Annotated in this window: 33 protein-coding genes and 1 pseudogene; 7 read left to right on the top strand and 27 right to left on the bottom strand. The window is 54.2% G+C overall.

Going from position 1 to position 21,791, the window contains the following annotated elements; genetic code table 11:
* The first annotated feature begins 409 nt into the window (after positions 1-409).
* Positions 410-1,387: a hypothetical protein gene (locus tag FX155_RS09160; protein WP_154488479.1), complete on the top strand. Its 978-nt coding sequence runs from the start codon at positions 410-412 to the stop codon at positions 1,385-1,387.
* A gap of 36 nt (positions 1,388-1,423) precedes the next feature.
* Here the strand turns inward: FX155_RS09160 and FX155_RS09155 are convergent, their stop codons facing one another.
* Positions 1,424-2,680 carry a [Fe-Fe] hydrogenase large subunit C-terminal domain-containing protein gene (locus FX155_RS09155; RefSeq protein WP_154488478.1) on the bottom strand — a complete coding sequence of 419 codons (1,257 nt, stop codon included), beginning with the start codon at positions 2,678-2,680 and terminating at the stop codon, positions 1,424-1,426.
* Between the two features lie 102 nt (positions 2,681-2,782).
* Positions 2,783-4,339, bottom strand: coding sequence for an ABC-F family ATP-binding cassette domain-containing protein (locus tag FX155_RS09150; protein ID WP_154488477.1), 1,557 nt, complete (start codon positions 4,337-4,339; stop codon positions 2,783-2,785).
* A gap of 270 nt (positions 4,340-4,609) precedes the next feature.
* Here FX155_RS09150 and asrA point away from each other — a divergent pair, with 270 nt between their 5' ends.
* From asrA to FX155_RS09120, 6 genes and pseudogenes are all read left to right on the top strand, one after another.
* A complete protein-coding gene (gene asrA, locus FX155_RS09145) occupies positions 4,610-5,629 on the top strand; it encodes an anaerobic sulfite reductase subunit AsrA (RefSeq protein ID WP_154488476.1) in 1,020 nt (339 codons plus the stop codon).
* Positions 5,619-6,434, top strand: a complete 816-nt coding sequence (asrB, locus tag FX155_RS09140; RefSeq protein ID WP_022486679.1) for an anaerobic sulfite reductase subunit AsrB — start codon at positions 5,619-5,621, stop codon at positions 6,432-6,434. Before asrA ends, asrB begins: the two co-directional genes overlap by 11 nt.
* A 10-nt stretch (positions 6,435-6,444) precedes the next feature.
* On the top strand, positions 6,445-7,422 hold the full coding sequence (gene asrC, locus FX155_RS09135) for a sulfite reductase subunit C (RefSeq protein WP_022486680.1): 978 nt from the start codon (positions 6,445-6,447) through the stop codon (positions 7,420-7,422).
* Positions 7,423-7,580: 158 nt separating this feature from the next.
* A complete protein-coding gene (gene yfcE / locus FX155_RS09130; protein ID WP_022486681.1) occupies positions 7,581-8,099 on the top strand; it encodes a phosphodiesterase in 519 nt (172 codons plus the stop codon).
* Between the two features lie 13 nt (positions 8,100-8,112).
* Positions 8,113-8,256 carry a hypothetical protein gene (locus FX155_RS09125; protein ID WP_022486682.1) on the top strand — a complete coding sequence of 48 codons (144 nt, stop codon included), beginning with the start codon at positions 8,113-8,115 and terminating at the stop codon, positions 8,254-8,256.
* Positions 8,208-9,374: pseudogene (locus FX155_RS09120) on the top strand (TonB-dependent receptor plug domain-containing protein); the annotation flags it as partial. The gene FX155_RS09125 and the pseudogene FX155_RS09120, both read left to right, overlap by 49 nt.
* Positions 9,375-9,406: 32 nt before the next feature.
* Here FX155_RS09120 and FX155_RS09115 read toward each other — a convergent pair.
* The 25 genes from FX155_RS09115 to rplV form a co-directional block, all read right to left on the bottom strand.
* Entirely contained in the window at positions 9,407-10,177 is a 771-nt protein-coding gene (locus FX155_RS09115) for a hypothetical protein (RefSeq protein ID WP_154488474.1), read from the bottom strand.
* Between the two features lie 437 nt (positions 10,178-10,614).
* Positions 10,615-10,953, bottom strand: coding sequence for a 50S ribosomal protein L17 (rplQ, locus tag FX155_RS09110; protein ID WP_012939236.1), 339 nt, complete (start codon positions 10,951-10,953; stop codon positions 10,615-10,617).
* Between the two features lie 14 nt (positions 10,954-10,967).
* Positions 10,968-11,939 carry a DNA-directed RNA polymerase subunit alpha gene (locus FX155_RS09105; RefSeq protein ID WP_022486685.1) on the bottom strand — a complete coding sequence of 324 codons (972 nt, stop codon included), beginning with the start codon at positions 11,937-11,939 and terminating at the stop codon, positions 10,968-10,970.
* Between the two features lie 64 nt (positions 11,940-12,003).
* On the bottom strand, positions 12,004-12,597 hold the full coding sequence (gene rpsD / locus FX155_RS09100) for a 30S ribosomal protein S4 (RefSeq protein ID WP_022486686.1): 594 nt from the start codon (positions 12,595-12,597) through the stop codon (positions 12,004-12,006).
* Positions 12,598-12,615: 18 nt separating this feature from the next.
* On the bottom strand, positions 12,616-13,008 hold the full coding sequence (rpsK, locus tag FX155_RS09095) for a 30S ribosomal protein S11 (protein WP_022486687.1): 393 nt from the start codon (positions 13,006-13,008) through the stop codon (positions 12,616-12,618).
* 25 nt (positions 13,009-13,033) lie between these two features.
* On the bottom strand, positions 13,034-13,399 hold the full coding sequence (gene rpsM, locus FX155_RS09090; protein ID WP_012939240.1) for a 30S ribosomal protein S13: 366 nt from the start codon (positions 13,397-13,399) through the stop codon (positions 13,034-13,036).
* A 16-nt stretch (positions 13,400-13,415) separates the two neighbouring features.
* Positions 13,416-13,529: a 50S ribosomal protein L36 gene (rpmJ, locus tag FX155_RS09085; protein WP_009015366.1), complete on the bottom strand. Its 114-nt coding sequence runs from the start codon at positions 13,527-13,529 to the stop codon at positions 13,416-13,418.
* Between the two features lie 29 nt (positions 13,530-13,558).
* Complete coding sequence (gene infA, locus FX155_RS09080; RefSeq protein ID WP_009015367.1) at positions 13,559-13,777, bottom strand: translation initiation factor IF-1; 219 nt, start codon at positions 13,775-13,777, stop codon at positions 13,559-13,561.
* A gap of 12 nt (positions 13,778-13,789) precedes the next feature.
* Entirely contained in the window at positions 13,790-14,434 is a 645-nt protein-coding gene (locus FX155_RS09075) for an adenylate kinase (protein WP_022486688.1), read from the bottom strand.
* Between the two features lie 11 nt (positions 14,435-14,445).
* On the bottom strand, positions 14,446-15,702 hold the full coding sequence (gene secY / locus FX155_RS09070; protein WP_154488473.1) for a preprotein translocase subunit SecY: 1,257 nt from the start codon (positions 15,700-15,702) through the stop codon (positions 14,446-14,448).
* Positions 15,703-16,143, bottom strand: a complete 441-nt coding sequence (rplO, locus tag FX155_RS09065) for a 50S ribosomal protein L15 (protein WP_022486690.1) — start codon at positions 16,141-16,143, stop codon at positions 15,703-15,705.
* A gap of 15 nt (positions 16,144-16,158) precedes the next feature.
* Positions 16,159-16,344 carry a 50S ribosomal protein L30 gene (rpmD, locus tag FX155_RS09060; protein WP_154488505.1) on the bottom strand — a complete coding sequence of 62 codons (186 nt, stop codon included), beginning with the start codon at positions 16,342-16,344 and terminating at the stop codon, positions 16,159-16,161.
* 12 nt (positions 16,345-16,356) lie between these two features.
* Positions 16,357-16,857 (bottom strand): 30S ribosomal protein S5, encoded by a 501-nt coding sequence (gene rpsE, locus FX155_RS09055; protein ID WP_022486692.1) that lies wholly within the window; start codon positions 16,855-16,857, stop codon positions 16,357-16,359.
* Between the two features lie 18 nt (positions 16,858-16,875).
* On the bottom strand, positions 16,876-17,238 hold the full coding sequence (rplR, locus tag FX155_RS09050; RefSeq protein ID WP_012939246.1) for a 50S ribosomal protein L18: 363 nt from the start codon (positions 17,236-17,238) through the stop codon (positions 16,876-16,878).
* Positions 17,239-17,263: 25 nt separating this feature from the next.
* Complete coding sequence (gene rplF, locus FX155_RS09045) at positions 17,264-17,812, bottom strand: 50S ribosomal protein L6 (RefSeq protein ID WP_012939247.1); 549 nt, start codon at positions 17,810-17,812, stop codon at positions 17,264-17,266.
* 29 nt (positions 17,813-17,841) lie between these two features.
* The gene (gene rpsH, locus FX155_RS09040) at positions 17,842-18,240 is read right to left on the bottom strand and encodes a 30S ribosomal protein S8 (protein WP_022486693.1); all 399 of its coding nucleotides are present in this window, start codon (positions 18,238-18,240) and stop codon (positions 17,842-17,844) included.
* Between the two features lie 30 nt (positions 18,241-18,270).
* Positions 18,271-18,456, bottom strand: coding sequence for a type Z 30S ribosomal protein S14 (locus FX155_RS09035; protein WP_012939249.1), 186 nt, complete (start codon positions 18,454-18,456; stop codon positions 18,271-18,273).
* Positions 18,457-18,468: 12 nt separating this feature from the next.
* Positions 18,469-19,011, bottom strand: a complete 543-nt coding sequence (gene rplE / locus FX155_RS09030) for a 50S ribosomal protein L5 (protein ID WP_022486694.1) — start codon at positions 19,009-19,011, stop codon at positions 18,469-18,471.
* A gap of 23 nt (positions 19,012-19,034) precedes the next feature.
* Complete coding sequence (gene rplX / locus FX155_RS09025) at positions 19,035-19,364, bottom strand: 50S ribosomal protein L24 (RefSeq protein ID WP_012939251.1); 330 nt, start codon at positions 19,362-19,364, stop codon at positions 19,035-19,037.
* Positions 19,365-19,385: 21 nt separating this feature from the next.
* On the bottom strand, positions 19,386-19,754 hold the full coding sequence (rplN, locus tag FX155_RS09020; RefSeq protein ID WP_012939252.1) for a 50S ribosomal protein L14: 369 nt from the start codon (positions 19,752-19,754) through the stop codon (positions 19,386-19,388).
* A gap of 39 nt (positions 19,755-19,793) precedes the next feature.
* Positions 19,794-20,054, bottom strand: coding sequence for a 30S ribosomal protein S17 (rpsQ, locus tag FX155_RS09015; RefSeq protein WP_012939253.1), 261 nt, complete (start codon positions 20,052-20,054; stop codon positions 19,794-19,796).
* A gap of 36 nt (positions 20,055-20,090) precedes the next feature.
* Positions 20,091-20,285: a 50S ribosomal protein L29 gene (gene rpmC / locus FX155_RS09010; RefSeq protein ID WP_022486695.1), complete on the bottom strand. Its 195-nt coding sequence runs from the start codon at positions 20,283-20,285 to the stop codon at positions 20,091-20,093.
* Positions 20,285-20,743 (bottom strand): 50S ribosomal protein L16, encoded by a 459-nt coding sequence (gene rplP, locus FX155_RS09005; RefSeq protein WP_022486696.1) that lies wholly within the window; start codon positions 20,741-20,743, stop codon positions 20,285-20,287. The genes rpmC and rplP overlap by 1 nt, the downstream gene beginning before the upstream one ends.
* Complete coding sequence (gene rpsC, locus FX155_RS09000) at positions 20,743-21,420, bottom strand: 30S ribosomal protein S3 (RefSeq protein WP_022486697.1); 678 nt, start codon at positions 21,418-21,420, stop codon at positions 20,743-20,745. The genes rplP and rpsC overlap by 1 nt, the downstream gene beginning before the upstream one ends.
* A 28-nt stretch (positions 21,421-21,448) precedes the next feature.
* The gene (gene rplV / locus FX155_RS08995; RefSeq protein WP_022486698.1) at positions 21,449-21,784 is read right to left on the bottom strand and encodes a 50S ribosomal protein L22; all 336 of its coding nucleotides are present in this window, start codon (positions 21,782-21,784) and stop codon (positions 21,449-21,451) included.
* Positions 21,785-21,791: the final 7 nt, after the last annotated feature.

The raw sequence follows: 21,791 nt of genomic DNA, 5'->3' as shown, positions 1-21,791 counted from the left end.
TGCAGCTTGCGTTTTAAGGTCTCATCCGGTATTTCGGTTTGCTTCTATCAGGGGATCCCCCGTTACGAACGACTCTTATTGACCGTTTCACAAGTCTGCGCACAGACGCATTGCGGTTATGAAGTAACCAACTTATAAAAGTTGAACCCAAAAGTTCAATCAATAAGGCTGCAAACCAGTTGCCGCCAATTCGGCAGTGGACCCGGCTGTCCGTATGGCCTTGACCGGACAGCTGCCCCGAAAAGGCAGTACCCCTGTCCAGTGGTCCGTGAAATTTCTGAAAATCCATGAACGAATCTTCAAACCGTAAAAATTTTAACATACCCCCACCCCGTTGTCAATTTCATCTTGTTTTCCCCTCCTCCCCGTGCTACCATGGGGACAGACTTTTTCAAAGGGAGCTGTTGAAATGACAAGGGCAGAATGGGTACGGAGCCAGATACGGAGCCCCTGGCACTGGGGGAGTATGCTGGCACTGTGGGGACTGGGATATTACACGTTGGGCTGGGCAGGCCGGGGGCATATGACCGCCGCCATGGCAGGCTGGGGGCTTTTCCTTTTGGTGGAAACCGCCTCCATGCTTTGGACCATGCTGGCCTTTGCGGGAGCCATGCTGTTCCTGTCCCGGATATTTCCACCGGCGGCCATTATCTTTCTCATCATCGGCATCGTGTTCTTCATCCTCCGGATCCGGTACGTGATCCAGAACGCCCAGCTGCTGGCCAGCGGCTTCCTGGTGTACCTGGTGTACTATCATCTCTTCGCCGATCACATGCACCTGGGCGGGAAACTGGTGGAAGCCTGCTACAAGCTGGTGACCCTGAACCACCTGTTTGCCCTGTCCTGGCAGCTCCGGCACTTTTTGGCCTACCTGGCCATTCTCCTGGCCGCCGGGCTGCCGGTACTCCTGGTCCATCTGTTTCTCTGGATGGCCTACCGGAAAGGGTATGAAAGCCGCAACGCTCTTACGGTGCTGTTCGGCCTGCCCCTGGTGGTGATTTCCTTCCTGCTGCCGTTCCTGAAGATTTTGGGGGCCTTCGACGGAGCCGCCTTTACCGACGCTGGCCATGGAGGTCATATGGCTCCAGACGGGTTCCACGGCACCGGGGACGGATACGCTCCCACAGGCGATCACCCGGTTCCCGTCCACCACGTAAACGGCTATTTCCGATCCACCCCCGGGGGAGGCACCACCTATGTCCATCCCCATGTGGCCACCAATCCGGACGGGATCCTGGAAAACAACCTGTCCTACCACGGGCCCCATCCCCAGCCAGGCCCGGCGGACGCACCCCATGCCCCTGCCGGCGCCGGCCACACGGTCCACGGACCCAATGTAGACACGGTGCCGGGGCTTGGGAAGGAGAAAAAGGAAAAGGAGCTGTGAAAAAATGATTTCTCATTTTTTCACAGCTCCTTTTGATCAATCAAACTTCCGGTCGTACAGATCGCTCTTGGCCAGAAACTCTTCCACCGTGGCAAAGCCCAGCTTTTTCAGCAGCTCGATCACGTAGGGGTTTTCCGCAGGAGTCTTGTACTGGGCCTCATCACTGTAGGCCTGTACGTTCTTCTTCCCTTCCTCCCGGTTCACCAGCGCTTTGGGGCCGCCTACGCAGCCGCCTTTGCAGCCCATGCCTTCGAAGAAGTTCCCTTCATGGTTCCCCTTCAGGATGTTGTCGATCATGGCCCGGCATTCAGGCACACTGTCCGCCCGGCGGATCTTCATTTCAATCTTCCGGTGGGGATTCAGCTTCTTCACCGTGGCATCCACAGCCGCTGCCACCCCGCCGGCGTAGGCATAGCAGATCCCTGCCTTGGAAGCGTGAGGCACATTGTCCTCTTCCAGGGTGGTCAGGTCCAGGTTGGTGGTGGAGAACAGGTCCCGGAGCTCTTCATAGGTGAGCACGTAGTCGATGGCTCCCTTCAGATCCGGTTCCTTGATTTCCGCCTTTTTGGCCATGCAGGGCCCGATGAACACGGTCTTGGCTTCCGGATGGAGCACCTTCACCGTCCGTCCCCCGGCGATCATGGGAGATACGGAACCGGGCACATTGGGCATCAGCTGGTGGTACAGCCGGCGGATCATGGCGATCCACATGGGGCAGCAGCAGCTGGTGAGCTGGAAGTCCCCTTCTTTATTGACGTTCTTGTCGAATTCCAGTGCTTCCTTCAGGGTCAGGATATCAGCGAACACCGCCACTTCCAGCATCCCGGAAAAGCCCAGCAGCTTCAGGGCCGTCCGCAGTTTGCCGGCGGTGACTTCCGGGCCGAACTGGCCAGAGAAGGCGGGAGCCACCAGGGCATAGATGGGGGTATCTCCCTTCTTCAGTTCTTCCACCACGGGAATGATGTCCTTTTTGGTCTTCAGGGATTCCAGTTTGCAGGCATCCACACAGGCCTGGCAGCCCACGCATTTGTCCGGATCGATCTGGACCCCGTCAGCACTGGGATGCATGGCATCCCACTGGCAGACCTTCACACAGTCCGCCTGCTTGTCTTCCGAACAGGTGCAGGGCTTCACCCGCCACACCAGGCTGGTTTCTTCCGGATGGGCCAGGCATTCGATCATCTTGGGATCGGCGTTGTCGATGTCTTCCACATTCTTCCCTTCCGCCGCCCGTTTCAGCATCTTGTGATACAGTTCATCCAAAGTCAGGTTTTTCGCTTTGCTGTCTTCCATTTTTTCTCCCCTCGTCAATGGGGATTGCTGCCTGGCAGCAATCCCAAGCCGGAAGTCTGGAGTCCAAAGTCTGGAGCTTCTGACTTCTGACTTCTTTACTCCTTACACAATTTTCGTGGACCATCCCTCGATGTTCCATACCTGATCCACCCAGTCTTCGTAGAATTCCGGTTCGTGGGACACCAGAAGCAGGGTTCCCTTGTATTCCCGGAGGGCCCGCCGGAGCTCTTCCTTGGCTTCCACATCCAGATGGTTGGTGGGTTCGTCCAGCACCAGCAGGTTGGCCGGCCGCTGCATGATCTTGCACAGCCGCACCTTGGCCGCTTCACCCCCGGAAAGGGCCGTCATCCTGGTGGTGATGTGGTCGTTGGTGAGGCCGCAGGCGGCCAGGGCAGCCCGGACTTCCGAATTGGTCATCCCCGGGTATTCCTGCCACAGTTCCTCCAGGGCAGTGTTCTGGTTCCCTTTGGCGCTTTCCTGTTCGAAATACCCTACGGACACGAAATCTCCCTGTTCCACACTGCCTGCCACTGGAGGGATCATCCCCAGCAGGGTCTTCAGCAGGGTGGATTTCCCCAGGCCGTTGGTGCCCCGGATGGCGATTTTCTGGCCCCGTTCCAGCTTCAGGTCCACCTGTTTGGTGAGAGGCACATCATACCCCAGCACCAGGTTGCTGGCAGTAAGCACGAACCGGGACGGGGTCCGGTCTTCCAGGAACCGGAAATGAGGCTTGGGCTTTTCCGCCCGTTTGGTGAGAAGCTCCATTTTGTCCAGTTTCTTCTGCCGGCTGTTGGCCATGCCCCGGGTGGCCACCCGGGCCTTGTTCCGGGCGATGAAGTCCTGTTCCTTTTTGATCTCCGCCTGCTGCCGTTCGTAGGCCGCCTCTTCCTGGCGCCGTTTCAGGGCCGCCATCTCTTCGAACTTCTCGTAGTTCCCGGTATACCGGTCCAGCTTCAGGTTGTCCACATGCCAGATGATGTTGGTCACCGCATTGAGGAAGGGTACATCATGGGAAATCAGGATGAAGGCGTTTTCGTAGTCCTGGAGATACCGGGTAAGCCACTGGATGTGCTCCGCATCCAGGTAGTTGGTGGGTTCGTCCAGGAGCAGGATGTCAGGGTTCTCCAGCAGCAGCTTGGTGAGCAGCACCTTGGTCCGCTGGCCCCCGGACAGTTCGTCCACCTTGTGTTCCAGGCCGATGTCCCGGAGCCCCAGGCCTCCGGCCACTTCTTCGATTTTGGCATCCAGGTTGTAGTAGTCCGCCGCTTCCAGCCGTTCCTGGATTTCCCCCACTTCCTCCATAAGCCGTTCCATTTCTTCCGGGGAAGCGCTTTCCATTTTGTCGTAGTCCCCCAGCATTTCCTGTTCCTGTTCCACCAGGTCCTGGAAGGCGGTGCGGAGGGTTTCCCGGATGGTCTTCCCGGGCTCCAGGGCGGAATGCTGGTCCAGGTAGCCCACTTTGGTCCGCCGGGCCCAGGTCACCTTCCCCTCATCGGGGGTCAGTTTCCCGGTGATGATGGACATAAAGGTGGATTTCCCTTCCCCGTTGGCCCCCACCAGGGCCACATGTTCCCCCTTTTCCAGGCGGAAAGAAACATCGTCGAAAATTTCCCGTCCCCCATAGCTGTGGGAAAGATGGGCAACATCCAAAACACTCATGCAAGAACTCCTTTTGCTGATTCGTTCACCGCCAGCAAAGCTGGCTTCCTTCGGCCATTGACCATTGACCGCTGACAGGGTAAAAAATACTTTTCACCCTCTATAATCGGTTAAGTATACCATAAAATCCTCTTCCCGTTCAATGATTCCAATGGTTGCAGAAACAACAGACATCTGTACAGACTGTATGTTACAATGTCCCCGCTAAGGGTCTGCCGCACGGGTGGCGGACCCATGACCCTTATAACTGCGCTGCAAGAGGAGAAAAACATGGGTTATCAACTGACACAAGAAGGACTCCGTCAGGTATTCGCCGACTGGAGCCGGGAGTATGACATCTACGCTCCCAAACGGTTCGAAGGGACCGGCCGCTTTTCTGAAACGGATGTGATCCGCTACGGGACGGTGACCGCGCCGGAAGAAGTGATCTGGGACCAGCGGTCCGACTATTCCTGGAAGGAAGCAGTGCTGCCGGTCTGCCAGACCCTGCTGTACTTTACGGAAGAAACGGTCACGGAAGCCAAGGATCCGGACCGGGGCAAGATCGTCCTGCTCCGGAGCTGTGACCTGGCTGCGGTACAGCGGTTCGACTACATCTTCCTCCAGAACGGACCGGAAGATTCCTACTACCGGTCCCGCCGGGACAAGATCAAATTCGTCCTCATGGGTTGTGACCATTCCTTTGAGGGCTGTTTCTGCGTCAGCATGGGCACCAACCGTACCGCCGGCTGGGACGCAGCCCTGAACCGCCGGGAAGAGGGCTACCAGGCTGAAGCCGCCGACAGCTTCCTGGCCGCCGCCCTGGAAAAGGCCGGCACCTCCTGCGGGGATGTGGTCCCTGACGCTGTGGAAACCAACGACTTCACCGTCACGGTGCCGGAGAACCTGACCGGTGCCGTGGCCCAGAGCACCATCTGGGACGAATACGACAAACGGTGCATCAAATGCGGCCGGTGCACCCTGGTGTGCCCCACCTGCACCTGCTGGTCCATGCAGGATCTTTTCTACACGGAAAACGGCAAAGCCGGGGAACGGCGCCGGGTCCAGGCTTCCTGCATGATCGACGGCTACACCGACGTGGCCGGGGGCCTGAAGTTCCGCCAGAAGGGCGGGGAACGGATGCGCTTCAAGGTGCTCCACAAGGTCCTGGACTTCAAGAAACGGGCCGGATACCAGATGTGCGTGGGCTGCGGCCGGTGCGATGCCATCTGCCCGGAATACATTTCCTTTGTCCGCTGCATTGACAAACTGGCGGACGGCATGAAGGAGGTCACGAAAGATGAAAGATAACACCTACCTGCCCTTCCGCTCCGAGATCCTGGAAGTGATCAAGCATGCGGACCTGGAATACACCTTCCGGATGGCCTATGACCGGGGCAAGGAACATCCGGTAAAACCGGGCCAGTTCTTTGAGATCTCCATCCCCAAATACGGGGAGGCTCCCATTTCCGTCAGCGGCATCACCGACCATTCCCTGGATTTCACCATCCGGAAAGTGGGCAGCCTCACCAACGAAATCTTCGAAAACTACGTGGGGGACCATTTCTTCCTCCGGGGCCCCTACGGCAACGGGTTCGACGTGAACATGTTCAAAGGCAAGGAGATCATCCTGGTGGCTGGTGGGTCCGGCCTGTCCCCCATCCACGGGGTCATCGACTACTTTGCGGACCATATGGACGAATGCGAACGGCTGACGGTGATTGTGGGCTTCAAATCCCCCCACGACATCCTGTTCCGGGAAGACCTGAAACGGTGGAAACAAAGCGGCATGAACCTGATCTACACCGTGGACAAGGCGGACGACGACCCGGACTATGACGGCCATGTGGGCCTGGTGACCCAGTACATCCCGGAAATGAACCTCCAGGATCCGGACAACGCCATTGCCGTGGTGGTGGGTCCTCCCATGATGATCAAATTCTCCATCAAGACCCTGCTGGGCCTGGGCTTCGACGAAGAAAAGATCTGGGTCTCTGAATCCCGGAAAATGTGCTGCGGCGTGGGCAAATGCGGCCACTGCCGGATCGGCGAAATCTACGTGTGCCAGGATGGACCGGTGTTCAAATACACCCAGGTCCGGTCCTTCATTGACTAGGAGGCGTCCCATGCTGGATATGGATTGTGGAAAACTGAAAAAGAACGCCTACCGGGTGACCAAGCACCGGGGCATCACCTCTTCCCGGGTGCGGGTACCCGGCGGCCATCTCACCGCCGATGTACTGGGGAAGATCCAGGAAATCGCGGAAACCTACGGCAACGGCCAGGTCCATCTGACCATCCGCCAGGGCTTCGAGATCCTGGGGATCCCCTTTGAAAAGGTTCCCGAAGTGAACAAGGCTCTCCAGCCCATCATCGAGGAACTGGACATCAACCAGGAAGCCCCCGGCACCGGCTATCCCGCTTCCGGGACCCGGAACATCATGGCCTGTGTGGGGAACCGGGTGTGCCCCTTCGGGAACTACGACACCACCGCCCTGGCCAAACGGATCGAAAAGGCCATCTTCCCCAACGACCTCCATGTGAAGGTGGCCCTTACCGGCTGCCCCAACGACTGCTGCAAAGTGCGGATGCACGATTTCGGGATCATCGGCATGACCGAGCCCCAGTTCGATCCCTCCCGGTGCATCAGCTGCGGCGCCTGTGTGAAGAAATGCAAACAGCTTTCCGTGGAAGCCCTGCACATGGACAAATTCCGCCCGGTGCGGAACGTGGAAAAATGCATCGGCTGCGGAGTCTGCGCCCATGCCTGCCCCAACCGGGCCTGGACCCGGAGCAGGACCCAGTATTTCCGGATCACCCTTTTGGGCCGCAGCGGCAAGAAGAACCCCCGGATGGGTGTGGACTTCATCAAATGGGCGGATGCGGACAGCGTTGTGAAGATTGTCAGCAATGTGTATGACTACGCCCGGAAGTACATCGACCCGGAAGCTCCCGGGGGCAAGGAACACATTGGCTACATGGTGGACCGGACCGGTCCGGAAGAATTCCTCCGGTACATCCTCCGGGACGTGCACCTGCCGGAAAAGGCGGAAGTGTACAAACCTCTCTACTGGAACGGGATCCGGTATTGGGGATTGAAGTAATAAAGGGTGTGAAAATACTTTTCACACCCTGTCACTAGTCTCTAGTCACTAGTCTCTAGCTGATGGAAGCCAGCTGTCGCTGGCAAATATAGGAGTTGTGAATTATTTTTTCACAGCTCCTTTTTTGTTATAATGGACCCATGAAAGGACTGATACTCATGAAATGGCTCATTGCTTCTGATATCCATGGGTCCGCCTTGTTCACCCGGCAGCTGCTGGAACGGTTCCGTGCCGAAGGGGCCGACCGACTGCTTCTTTTGGGCGACCTTTTGTACCACGGGCCCCGGAACGACCTGCCGGAAGGCTATGCCCCCAAAGAGGTGATTGCCCTCCTGAACGGCCTGAAGGACCGGATCTTCTGCGTTCGGGGCAACTGCGAAGCGGAAGTGGACCAGATGGTCCTCCAGTTCCCGGTGCTGGCGGACTATGCCCTGCTGGAATGGAACCATCACCTGATCTTCGTCACCCACGGCCACCGGTACAACCTCCAGCACCCGCCTCTCCTCCAGCCCGGAGACATCCTCCTCCACGGCCACACCCACATCCCCGCCAACGAGCCCTGGGGCCAGGACAATCGGTACTGGAACCCGGGCTCCGTTTCCCTGCCCAAAGCCGGCACTCCCCACAGCTATATGGTGCTGGAGGAGGACCGGCCCCTCTGGAAAGCCTTGGAATAGGAGGACCAGGATCATGACTCCTTCCAGAAAAATTTCCTTTTCTCTTTTCCTGGCGGTGCTGGGAATGGTTTCTTCCGGGTTCCGGCCTTTGCCGGCTCTGGCCCGGGAGGATGCCGCCAAAATCTCCCACGCCCGGAAAAGCTGGCCAACAATGTGAATCTGACCTACAACTACAAAGAGGACACAGCGGCTCCCGGCTGGATTTCCCTGTATCACAACTACAGCCAGGCTGATTCTTACTACCCCGCAGGAACGGAAGAGCAGGATGAACTCCCCAGCTACAGCCGGTGGAAGGCTTACACCAACGGACTGGACTGGCGGGACGGCTGGAAAGTGGGGAAGCATTCCACCGTCACGGCAGGGATCACCTGGCAGCACACCTCCCTGGATACGGAGCAGAACCTGCTGGATGCCCATAACTTTGCCAAGAACTACAACCAGGGCATCAGCAATCTGTCCGGCTATGTGACCACCAAGACCCGGTACGGCAAGCTGTCCCTCCAGAGCACCTCCCTGTTCAATCACAACACCCGGTTCGATAATGAATATGTGTACGGAGACTCCCTGGAATACCGGCCGGACGACAGACTGACCTTTTACGGATCCCTCCAGCGGATCTATTCCGTCCCCACCCTGGACGAACTGTACTACAACAATTACAACCGGGATTCTGACGGAGCCTGGAAGATCCGGGGAAATGAGCACCTCCAGCCGGAAACCGGCTTTAAATGGAACGGAGGCATCCGGTACCGGCTCAACAGCCACAGCACCCTGGGGGCCAACGCCTTTGTGTCCCACATCAACAATCCCATTGTATGGTACAGGGCAGCCGGGACCTGGACACCCAAAAATCTGGAAAGCCAGAACAAGGACGGGATCCAGGTCACCTGGGAAGACCAGTTCAGTCCCCGATACGGTCTCACCGCCTCCTACGCCTGGACCCGTACGGACACCACCTACGGCAGCGGCATCGATCCCCAATACACCGATGAAGTGGCGCCCCATGCCGTCAAGGCGGCCCTCACCTACCGGGACAAACGGTGGACCAACAGCCTGCTGTTCCAGGCCGCCTGGGGCCGGGACAAGGGATGGTACACCGGCAATGCCTTCACCCTGGACGCCAATGTCAATTACAGATTCAACCAGCACTGGAACACCTGGCTGAAGCTCAGGAACCTGCTGGACGAAAGTTACGAAGACGTGGGCTCCCGGACCCTGGGCGACTGCCCCGCCTACGGCCGCACGGCCCTTCTGGGAGTAACGTATCGATTGTGAAAAAAGGTCTGTTGCGCATGCAACAGCCCCTTTCACTTTTTCACCGTCTCCCTCAGATTCTTGAAGAACCGGTCGATGATCCGGTTGTACACTCCCAAGGGATCGTTTTCACTGTCCCGTACCCGGGCATCTTCGCTGGAGGCCACCAGTTTCCCGGTTCTGGTGTCGAACCACAGGAACCGGACGGTGACGCTGGCATAGGGCACGTAATAATCCGGGATGTATTCCGGATAGGTGATGGTCCGATAAAACGTATGCCAGTTTCCCTGGTCATCCCGGTAGCTGTCATCGATTTCCCGGGTCTTCCATTCCGTATGGGCGGGCACCAGGTAAGAATCCACCTGGCAGTTGTCCAGGGCGGCCAGGATGTACAGCTGGGCCCCTGCGTCCAGGGCTGCCTGGGGGATGGCCACTGCTCTTCTTTCCCCATCTGTTGTCTGGACCTGACTTTTCCCGTCTTTTTCCCCTGATTTCTCTGTTTTTCCAGCAGAAACCAGGGGGTCTTTTTCTTCCCCTTCTCCCGGCAAAAGAGCCCGGAACTGGATCTCCGGGGCCAGTACCACTTTCACCCCCTTGGCCTTTCCGGCTTTTTTCCGGTAGTCCTGAAGCATTTTCTGAGCCTTGGTACCACTCTGGAGATGGTAGCCGCTCATATCCATATCCGACAGGTACACCGTCTTCACCTGGCTGAAATCATAGTCCGTATCCTGCCAGCTGGTGTATTCCGCCAGAGTTCCGGAAGCCCCGGCCATAGTCAGGATTCCCCCCAGCACCAGCGTACGGATGCCTTGCAGCAGTTTCATGGATCTCATCCTTTCTGTTTTTTCTGATTTTTTACCAGTCTGCCGGGAAAACATGAATCCGGCAGACTCAGTATATCATAAGGTGAAATCCGGATACAATAAAAAAGGGGGTGTTGCACGGTTGTGTGCAACACCCCGGCCTCATGAGCCCCATAGCGGCTCGGTCTCGAGTCTCGAGTCTCGAGCTAAATGAAAAATTTGCAGGCAAATTTTTGAACGTGTAAATCGGTACCGTAGGGGCTGCACGCCGGGCAGCCCGCCAAATCATCGATTATCTGCGCATTTTGCGGGGCGCCGGGCCTGCGCCCCCTACGGTTATACACAATAAGAAGAATCTGGCCGAAGGACAGATTCTATCCAGTGGCCCGAGACTCACGGCTCGAGACCCGAGACAAAAAAGAGGCTGTTGCATGCGCAACAGCCCTTTTTTACAGAACTCAGATCAGTTCCAGGATTGCCATTTCAGCAGCATCGCCGCGGCGGGGAGCCGTTTTGTAAATACGGGTATAACCGCCGTTGCGGTCAGCGTATTTGGGGGCGATTACATCAAACAGCTTCTTGGTGGCATCTTCATCCACGAGGAATGCCAGAACCTGACGACGAGCGCTCAGATCACCTTTTTTAGCCAGGGTGATCATTTTATCAGCCAGACCGCTGATTTCTTTTGCTTTCGTTTCAGTGGTTTCGATTCTCTCGTTTTTGAAGAAGGCGGTCAAGACGCTGCGGAACATAGCTTTCCGGTTGCTGGTGTTCCGGTTGAATTTTCTGTAGGACATCTTTCGTCTTCCTCCTATTCTTCATCAGAATTGCGCAGGTGCAATCCCAATTCTTCGATTTTGTTCTTGACTTCTTCCAAGGATTTGCTGCCCAGGTTGCGGACGCAAATCAGCTCGTCTTCCGTCTTGTTGATGATATCTTCTACCGTATTGATGCCGGCCCGTCTCAAGCAGTTGTTGGAACGGACAGTCAGATCCAGATCATCGATGGACATCTGCAGCACAGAAGACTTGGTGCCTTCATCGCTGGTCTTGGTACCATCTTCGTCCCCCTGGATGCGGGGCACGTTGGTGGTCTTGAACAGAGCCAGATACTTGATCAGGATTTCGGCTGCAGAAGTCACAGCTTCATCCGGCCCCAGGCTCCCATCGGTCCATACTTCAAGGGTCAGCCGGTCGTAGTTGGTCACGTTGCCCACCCGGGTATCGGTGACACCGAATTTCACACGGGTGATGGGGGAGTAGATGGAATCCACAGGGATGAAGCCGATGGGCTGATCCTTGGATTTGTTCTTCTCCGCCTGGACGTAGCCACGGCCCACGTCAACGTAGATTTCCATGTTCAGGGATCCGTTCTTGTCCAGGGTTGCAATGTGCAGCTCCGGATTCAGAACTTCCGTGTCCTGATCGGTGATCACGTCGGCGCCGGTCACTTCGCCTTCGCCAGCCTTCTTGATGTAGAACGTCTTGGGTTCAAAGGAGGTCTGGTCATCCAGACCCACTTTGAAGCACAGGGCTTTGATGTTTAATACGATATCCGCAACGTCTTCTCTGACTCCCTCAATGGTAGAGAACTCATGGAGGACTCCATCGATTTTAATGCCCGTCACAGCCATGCCGGACAAGGAAGAAAGCAGTACACGACGCAGACTGTTACCTAAAGTAATACCGTATCCACGTTCCAAAGGTTCCCAGACGAACTTGCCATAACGTCCGTCAGGAGAAATTTCGTCGACAACCAGGCTAGGTTTTTCGATTTCCTTCATGCGGAAGCCTCCTTTCGCGCATTACCACAATACGCGGTATAAGTAAGTGGAGAACAGTATCGGATTACTTGGAGTACAATTCGACGATCATCTGTTCTTCAACAGGTACGTCGATGTCTTCCCGAACCGGCAGACGGTCAACCTTTCCGCTGAGGTTTTGAGCGTCCACGGAGATCCAGGCAGGAACGGAGGTCTTGCCCAGGACTTCAGCCATGCCTTTGAAGTAGGCAGAGCTGCGGCTGTTTTCCATTACGGAGACTACATCCCCGGCTTTAACCAGAGCAGAGGGGATGTCCAGGCGCTTGCCGTTTACGGCAATGTGGCCATGGGTCACCAGCTGGCGAGCCTGACGGCGGGTATGGGCCAGGCCCATGCGGTATACCACGTTGTCCAGTCTGCGTTCCAGCAGGATCAGCAGGTTGGCACCAGCGATGCCTTCCATTTTCTTGGCTTTTTCATAGTAGCCGCGGAACTGTTTTTCCAGAACGCCATAGATGAACTTGGCTTTCTGTTTTTCAGCCAGCTGCATACCATATTCGCTCTTCTTTTTGAACTGGCGTTTCGGCTGCCGGTTGGATTCTTTCATAACCCCAACGAAAGCCGGAGACATGCCCAGAGATCTGCATCTTTTCAGAACAGGAGTCTTATCAATAGCCATCTAGTCTTTCACCTCCAATTATACTCTTCTGCGTTTCGGCGGACGGCAGCCGTTGTGAGGAATGGGAGTCACATCTTTGATGGATTCCACTTCCAGGCCTGCAGCCTGCAGAGCGCGGATAGCAGCTTCACGGCCAGCGCCGGGGCCCTTGACGAATACTTCGATCCGTTTCAGACCATGTTCCATAGCGGCTTTGGCAGCGGATTCAGCAGCCATCTGAGCTGCAAAAGGAGTGCTTTTCCGGGAACCGCGGAAGCCCTGACCGCCGGCAGAAGCCCAGCTCAGGACAGCCCCGTTCAGATCGGAAATCGTTACGATCGTGTTATTAAAGGTGGAGCGGATATGTGCTACACCAGCTTCAATGTTCTTGCTTACTTTCCGTTTGGCACGGACAACTTTTTTACCAGCCACTCGTCTAATCCCTCCTTAGACAGACTTACTTCTTAGCGCCGGCCACTTTTTTCGGGCCTTTGCGGGTACGAGCATTGTTCTTGGTGTTCTGACCCCGTACAGGCAGGCCTGCACGATGTCTCCGGCCGCGGTAGCAGCCGATTTCCACCAGGCGTTTAATGTTCAGGGATTCTTCACGGCGAAGGTCCCCTTCCACTTTGTATTCATGATCCAGGATTTCACGCAGCTTGGCAATTTCCGCTTCCGTCAGATCCCGGACACGGGTGTCAGGGTTGATCCCGGTTTTAGCCAGGATTTCCCGGGACAGGGTCAGACCGATCCCGTAAATGTACGGCAGAGCGTATTCGATACGTTTATCTCTAGGCAAATCTACACCGGCGATACGAGCCATTCAAAGCACCTCCTTCTTATCCTTGTCTCTGTTTATGTTTCGGGTTTTCGCAAATGACCATGACGCGGCCTTTGCGTTTGATAATCTTGCATTTTTCGCAAATGCGTTTTACAGACGGTCTTACTTTCATGTTGCTTGAACCTCCTCTTGCCAATCCTCTTATTTGAACCGATAAGTAATCCGACCCCGGTTCAGATCATAGGGCGTCAGCTCTACGGTCACCTTATCCCCTGGGAGGATCTTAATAAAGTTCATACGTATTTTTCCGGAAATATGTGCCAGGATTTCATGATCGTTTTCCAGTTTTACCCGGAACATCGCATTGGGTAAAGATTCCAAGACAGTACCTTCTACTTCGATCGCATCTTGTTTTGACACGCTTATGCCTCCTTACCCTTTTACAGCAGCGACCACGTCAGCATACACCTTGTCGATGGGCTGAGTGCCGTCAATTTCCCTGTACACGCCTTCCGCCTTGTAATACGCAATGAGAGGAGCAGTTTGGCTATGGTACGCTTCCAAACGTTTTTTCACAGTGGTTTCTTTGTCATCATCCCGCTGGTAAAGTTCCCCACCGCATTTGTCGCATACGTTTTCCTGTTTGGGAGGATTGTACACCACATGATAGGTGGCACCACAGTTTTTGCAGATCCGCCGGCCGGTAACCCGGGCTACCAGGTCTTCATCAGGCACGCTGATGTTGACCGCAGCAGTCAGGGAGATCCCGAGATTCTTCAGGATGTCGTCCAGGGCTTCTGCCTGATCTTTGGTACGGGGAAAACCGTCCAGGATGAATCCTTTGGCACAGTCCGGCTGGCTCAGACGTTCCTTCACAATGCCGATCGTGACACTGTCCGGAACCAAACCGCCGGCGTCCATATATTTCTTGGCTTCTTTCCCCAATTCCGTCCCATTTTTCACAGCCGCACGGAACATATCTCCCGTAGAAATATGGGGAATGGGGAAATCGGCAACTAATTTTTCCGCTTGGGTCCCCTTGCCTGCGCCAGGAGGTCCCATTAAAAGAATATGCATGTTCTCTCTCCTTATTTCATGAAACCCTGGTAGTGCCGCATGAGGGTCATGGACTCTACCTGTTTCATTGTGTCAAGCGCTACGCCAACTACGATCAACAAAGCCGTTCCGCCGAAGTATACTCCGGAAATTCCTGTGAGCCAGACGATCATGTTGGGCATAATAGCAATGAACGCCAGAAAAACAGCACCCGCCAGGGTGATCCGGTTCATCACCTTGTCCAGATAGTCCGTGGTCGGTTTGCCAGGCCGCAGCCCGGGGATGAAGCCGCCGTATTTCTTGATGTTGTCGGACATATCCGGGATGTTCAGGCTTACTGCGGTATAGAAGTAAGTGAAGAACAGGATGAGCAGGATGTACAGCGAGGTCTGCAACGGTGTGCCCCATGCTAAATAGCCGGCCACTTTCTGGATCCAGGGGATCTTGATGAACTGCGCAATGGTCACAGGAAACATCAATACGGAAGAAGCGAAGATGATGGGCATAACACCGGCCTGATTCACCTTCAGGGGAATGTAGGTGGTGTGTCCGCCGTACATCTTCCGACCTACGATCCGCTTTGCGTACTGGACGGGGACTTTCCGGTAGGAAACCGTAATGGCCACCACGAACATCACCATCAGTACAGCCAGCACAGCGAAGATCAATACGTTGAAGACGTTGATAGTTCCTGCCTGCAGGTACCGGCCGATCACAGCCAGCCCGTTGGGCAGTCGGGAAATGATCCCGGCAAAGATGATCAGAGAAATCCCGTTCCCGATCCCTTTGGCCGTAATCTGTTCCCCAATCCACATCAGCAGCAGAGAGCCTGCGGTAAGGGTGATGACGATCATGGCAAAGGAGAAGAAGTCAGGGTTGTTGACTGCCGCCCGCAAGCCATATGCCATCCCGATTGCCTGAATGGCGCCCAGGCCCACCGCCGCATAGCGGTTGATTTTGTTGATTTTTTTTGCTCCTTCCGCTCCCTCTTTGGACCATTCTTCCAAAGTCGGGATCACCACTGTCAGCAGCTGCGTAATAATTGACGCATTGATGTAAGGAGTAATGCTCATGGCAAATATGGAGAATTTGCTGAGAGCACCGCCGGAGAACAGATCCAGAAGACCGAACAGGTTTCCACTGGTGAAAAGCCGTTCGATCATGGCTGCGTTAACCCCCGGAACGGGAATTTGCGTACCAGCCCTGAATACTATGAACATCGCAAGGGTAAATAATACTTTCTTTCGGAGTTCCGTAGCCTTTAACAGGTTATCAAGGGCTGATGCCAATTAGATCACCTCTACCTTACCGCCGGCAGCTTCGATCTTGGATTGAGCAGTTTTGCTGAAGCCCATGGCTCTTACCGTGACCTTTTTGGTCAGTTCGCCATTGCCCAGGACACGAATGCCGTCACGGATGTTTTTCACCAGGCCGGCTTCGATCAGGGCTACAGGATCGATTACAGCACCGTCGTCAAAGCAGTTGAATACTTCCACATTGATCTCAGTGTAATGTTTGCCGAATTTATTGTAGAAACCGCGTTTCGGCAGACGCAGGTACAACGGCTTTTGGCCACCTTCGAACCCAGGACGTTTCACCCCGCCGCTACGGGATTTCTGACCTTTTTGGCCTTTGCCGGATGTTTTGCCCAGGCCGGAACCAAGACCGCGGCCTACACGGACGCGAGCTTTTTTGGAGCCGGCAGCGGGAGCCAATTCATGCAAATACATTTGCAGACCTCCTTATTACGCCTTCACTTCTTCTACTTTGACCATATGTTCCACTTTGTGGATCATACCGCGCAGAGCAGGAGAGTCTTCTTTCACAACGCTGGTACGGATCTTGGTCAGACCCAGAGCCTTGACAGTAGCGCGTTGGTCTTTGGGATACCCGATTAAGCTACGGGTCAGCGTGATTTTTACCTGTGCCATCATGCTACCTCCTTAGCCTAACAGTTCTTCAACAGTTTTGCCGCGCAGAGCAGCAACTTCTTTGGCGTTCTTCAGGGATTTCAGACCCTGCAGAGTTGCCCGGACCACATTGTTGGGGTTGGAAGTACCCTGAGATTTGGTCAGGATGTCCCGAACGCCAGCCAGTTCCAGGACGGCACGGACAGCACCGCCGGCGATAACCCCGGTACCTTCCATAGCCGGTTTCAGCAGGACGCGGCCTGCACCGAACACACCGATTACTTCGTGAGGAATGGTGGTGCCTTTCAGAGGAACGGTGATCAGGTTCTTTTTGGCATCATCCACACCCTTGCGGATTGCTTCGGGAACTTCGGCAGCTTTGCCCAGGCCCATGCCAACCTTGCCGTTTTCATCACCAACAACAACCAAAGCAGAGAAGGAGAAACGACGTCCGCCTTTTACGACCTTAGCTACGCGGTTGATGAAGACTACTCTTTCTTTGAAGCCATCATCTTGTTTTTCGTAATTAGCCACTCTTTTGTCCTCCCTCTGTTAAAATTCCAGACCAGCTTCGCGAGCCGCTTCAGCCAGGGCTGCTACACGGCCGTGATACAGGTAACCACCGCGGTCGAATACAACAGTCTTGATGCCCTTTTCCAGAGCTTTTTTGGCGATTTCAGTGCCGACAGCTTTAGCAGCTTCGATGTTGCCGCCGTAGTTGGCTTTGTTGGCCTTTTCCACGGTGCTGGCGGAAACCAGAGTTTCACCAGTTTCATCGTTGATGATCTGAGCGTAGATGTTGCTCAGGCTGCGATATACATTGAAACGGGGTTTTTCAGCCGTTCCCACAATATTTCTGCGCATACGCAGGTGACGTTTCTGACGTGCTGCGTTTTTATCTTTCTTGTTCAGCAAGAGATTCACTCCTTCCTATTAGAAATTATTTCTTGCCTTTGGCGCCGGCTTTACCAACCTTGCGGATGATATGTTCGCCTACATAGCGGATCCCTTTGCCTTTGTAGGGTTCGGGAGCACGCAGGCTGCGGATTTCAGCAGCCACAGCACCAACTTTTTCCTTGTCGATACCGGAAACGATGATTTCCGTGGAGTTCGGGCAGTCGAAGGAAATGCCTTCGGGAGGATCCATCACGCAGGGATGGGAGAAGCCCAGGGTGAAGCTCAGGGCTTTGCCCTTCTTGGCTACACGGTACCCAACACCCTGGATTTCCAGGTGTTTGGAATACCCTTCCGTAACGCCGATGATCATGTTGTTGATCAGGGTACGGGACAGGCCGTGGAGGCTGCGGTGCACCTTGTCGTCGGAAGGACGGGTCACGGTGATCACCCCATCATTCAGGGCCACGGTCAGTTCTTTGCTGATTTGACGGCTCAGTTCGCCTTTCGGTCCCTTAACGGAGACCAGGTTATCTTCCACCGTTACCGTAACTTTATCAGGGACGGTAATCGGAGCTTTTCCAATTCTTGACACTTATAAGCACCTCCGGTCTAGGGAATATCTTACCAAACGTAAGCCACTACTTCGCCGCCCAATCCAGCTTTCCGGGCAGCCTTGTCGGTCATCATGCCCTTGGAAGTGGAGATTACGGCGATGCCCAGGCCGCCCAGTACGCGAGGCAGCTGGTCTTTCTGGGTGTAGACTCTCAAACCGGGTTTGGAGATACGCTTAATGCCGGAAATAACTTTTTCCTTGTTGGGACCGTATTTCAGCTGTACACGGATCACATTCTGGTGTTCACCGGCTACGACTTCGAAATCTTTAATGAATCCTTCGCTCTTCAAAATCTCTGCAATGGCAGTTTTGATTTTGGAGCAGGGGATTTCAACTCTATCGTGATGAACCGAATTGGCATTACGGATTCTCGTAAGCATATCGGCAATCGGATCAGTCATGGTCATTTATAAAAGCCCTCCTTCCTTTTTCCGCTCTTACCAGCTTGCTTTCGTTACGCCGGGAATAGCGCCTTCGTAAGCATACTTCCGGAAGCAGATACGGCAAATGCCGAATTTGCGCATGTAAGCATGCGGTCTGCCACAGATCTTGCAGCGATTATATTTGCGGACCTTGAACTTCGGTTCCGCTTTCCATTTTTCAATCAATGCGGTCTTTGCCACGGTTTTCCCTCCTTATGCCCCAAACGGCATACCCAGAAGCTTCAGCAGTTCTCTGCCTTCTTCATCGGTTTTAGCAGTCGTTACGATGATAACATCCATGCCGCGGACTTTGTCGACTTTATCGTAGTCGATTTCAGGGAAAATCAGCTGTTCTTTCAGGCCGATGGAATAGTTGCCACGGCCGTCGAAGGACTTGGGGTTGACCCCTCTGAAGTCACGTACCCGGGGCAGGGCAATGTTCATGAATTTATCCAGGAATTCATACATCCGGCTGCCACGCAGGGTGACTTTCACACCGATGGGCATGCCTTCACGGAGTTTGAATGCAGCGATGGATTTCTTTGCCTTGGTGATGATGGGTTTCTGACCGGCGATCATGGTCATGTCAGCCACAGCAGATTCAATAGCCTTGCTGTTGGTCACTGCTTCACCGCAGCCAATATTCAAAACAACTTTTTCCAGTTTCGGAATTTCGTTGACGTTCTTGTAATTGAATTTTTCCATTAAGCCTTTCACAGCTTCGGAATTGTATTTGTCTTGCAGTCTCGTTGCCATCTGTTTTCCTCCTTTCCCGAAGATTATTTATCGATGACTTCCCCGCATTTTTTGCAGGCTCTGACAAAACCATTGCCAGCGGCCACTTTTTTGATACGGGTCGGTTTCTTGCAGGACGGGCATACCAGCATTACGTTGGAAACGCTGATGGGAGCTTCCTTGGTAATGATCCCACCCTGAGGGTTGCTCTGAGAAGGTTTCGTGTGCCGTTTTACCTGGTTCACGCCTTCCACAGTCACCTTGGATTTCTTCGGGAAAGCAGCGGTCACTTTGCCTTCCTTGCCTTTATCTTTACCAGCCAATACCACCACGGTATCGCCTTTTTTCACGTGCAATTTCACGGCTTCAGCCATTTCTGCAACACCTCCTTGTTCTTAGAGCACTTCCGGTGCCAGGGAAATGATCTTCATGAAGTCTTTATCACGGAGTTCCCGGGCAACAGGCCCAAAAATACGAGTGCCCTGAGGGGTCTTATCGTCTTTGATCAGAACCGCAGCGTTTTCGTCGAAACGGATGTAAGAACCATCCGGACGGCGGGTGCCTTTTACGGAACGCACCACAACGGCCTTCACTACATCACCTTTTTGGACAACGCCACCGGGTGTAGCATCTTTGACAGAAGCCACAATGATGTCACCGATGTTGGCGTATCTCCGATAGGAACCGCCCAGCACACGGATGCACATAATCTTTTTGGCGCCGGTATTGTCCCCAACATTCAGCACAGTCTGCTGTTGAATCATGGTTTACCTCCCTTGCCAAGCTATGCTCAGCAGTCTATCTTATTTTGCCCGTTCTACGATTTCAACGACGCGCCAGCATTTGTCTTTGGACAGGGGCCGGGTCTGAGCAATCTTCACGATATCCCCAGTATGAGCATCATTGTTTTCGTCATGAGCCTTCAGTTTAATGGTATGCATTACGCCTTTTTTGTAAAGAGGGTGTTGAACCAGACGTTCAATAGCGACCACAACGGTTTTCTGCATCTTGTCGCTTACGACTTTACCAGTACGCGTAACACGCAAGTTTCTCTCTTCAGCCACGGAATGTTTCCTCCTTCGCTTAGGGTCTAACCCGGATTAAGCGTTCACTTCGCGTTCCCGCTGGATCGTTTTGATCTGGGCAATGGATTTCTTGACTTCTCTGATCTTCATCGGATTGTCCAGTTGTCCGGTTGCCATTTGAAAACGCAAATTAAAAAGTTCATCTTTTAAGCCTGCCAGCTTGGATTCCAGCTCTTCAACAGACATTTCTCTGATTTCGTTAGTTTTCATTAAGCTTCACCACCTACTCCATTTTCACGCGCGGTGACTTCGGCATCCAGCTGTTCCTTCGTAACGAAGCGGGTCTTGATCGGCAGCTTGTTGCCGGCCAGACGCATAGCTTCCTTAGCGATATCTTCAGTAACGCCTGCCATTTCGAACAGAACCCGGCCAGGTTTAACCACGGCTACCCAGTATTCAGGAGAACCTTTACCACTACCCATACGGCTGCCAGCAGCTTTGGCAGTTACAGGCTTGTCAGGGAAAATCTGGATCCATACCTGACCGCCACGTTTGATGTAACGGGTCATGGCGATACGGGCGGCTTCGATCTGCCGGTTGGTGATCCAGGACGGTTCCAGGGCCACCAGGCCGAACTGACCATGAGCCACTCTGTTGCCCCGCATTGCACGGCCTTTCATGCGGCCTCTATGCTGTTTACGATGCTGTACTCTCTTCGGTAATAACATTATTTCGCCCCTCCTTCTTGCGCTTCAGGAGCTTCCTTCTTCACGGCCTTGGTCGGCAGGACTTCGCCTTTGTAGATCCATACCTTTACGCCGATCCGGCCATAAGTGGTATGAGCTTCAGCAGTCCCATAGTCGATGTTGGCACGAAGGGTATGCAGAGGAATGCTGCCATCACGATAGCTTTCGGTACGGGCGATTTCAGCCCCGCCCAGACGGCCGGCGCACTGGATCTTGATCCCTTTGGCACCCAGACGCATGGTACGGCCCACGCACTGCTTCATGGCACGGCGGAAAGCGATCCGGCGTTCCAGCTGGGAAGCAACGTTTTCAGCAACCAGGGTGGCATCCATATCCGGTTGTTTAACCTCGATGATGTTGATGTCCAGCTTGCTGTCGGTCATTTTGGCCAGGTCTTTTTTCAGCAGTTCGATGTTGCTGCCCTGACGGCCGATGACGATACCAGGTTTAGCGGTGTAGATGCTGATCCGCATCTTCTGTTCCGTTCTTTCGATGGTAACCCGAGAGATACCAGCCTGGAATTGTTTATCTTTAATGAAATCACGAATCTTGATGTCTTCCAACAGATTCTTTTGATAGTCTTTGTCGGCGAACCATTTGGAATCCCAATCATCGATTACGCCCACTCTGAAACCATGTGGATTAACTTTTTGACCCACTATTCATTCCCTCCTTCTGTCAGGATGATTATTTTTCGGAAACAGCCACGGTGACATGGCTGGAACGTTTCAGGATCTTGAAGGCCTGTCCACGGGACCGCGGATGGATTCTCTTCATGGTGGGACCCTGGTCAACGAAAGCGTTGGAAACGACCAGATTGTCAGCGTTCATGTCAAAGTTGTGTTCAGCATTCGCAACAGCGGAGCGAAGAACTTTTTCAATAACCTCAGAACCAACTTTCGGGGTAAACTTGAGGATTGCAAAGGCTTCGTTCACAGACTTGCCCCGGATCAGGTTGATCACGATGCGCAGTTTGCGAGGTGCGATACGGATGTATTTGGCAACAGCTTTAGCTTCTTGCATCTATTTT

This window comes from Acidaminococcus fermentans (assembly GCF_009696675.1).
In the GTDB taxonomy this organism is placed as follows: Bacteria; Bacillota; Negativicutes; order Acidaminococcales; family Acidaminococcaceae; genus Acidaminococcus.
Note: the sequence above shows the minus strand (reverse complement) of the source record. Positions and strands in the feature narration are given on the sequence as shown.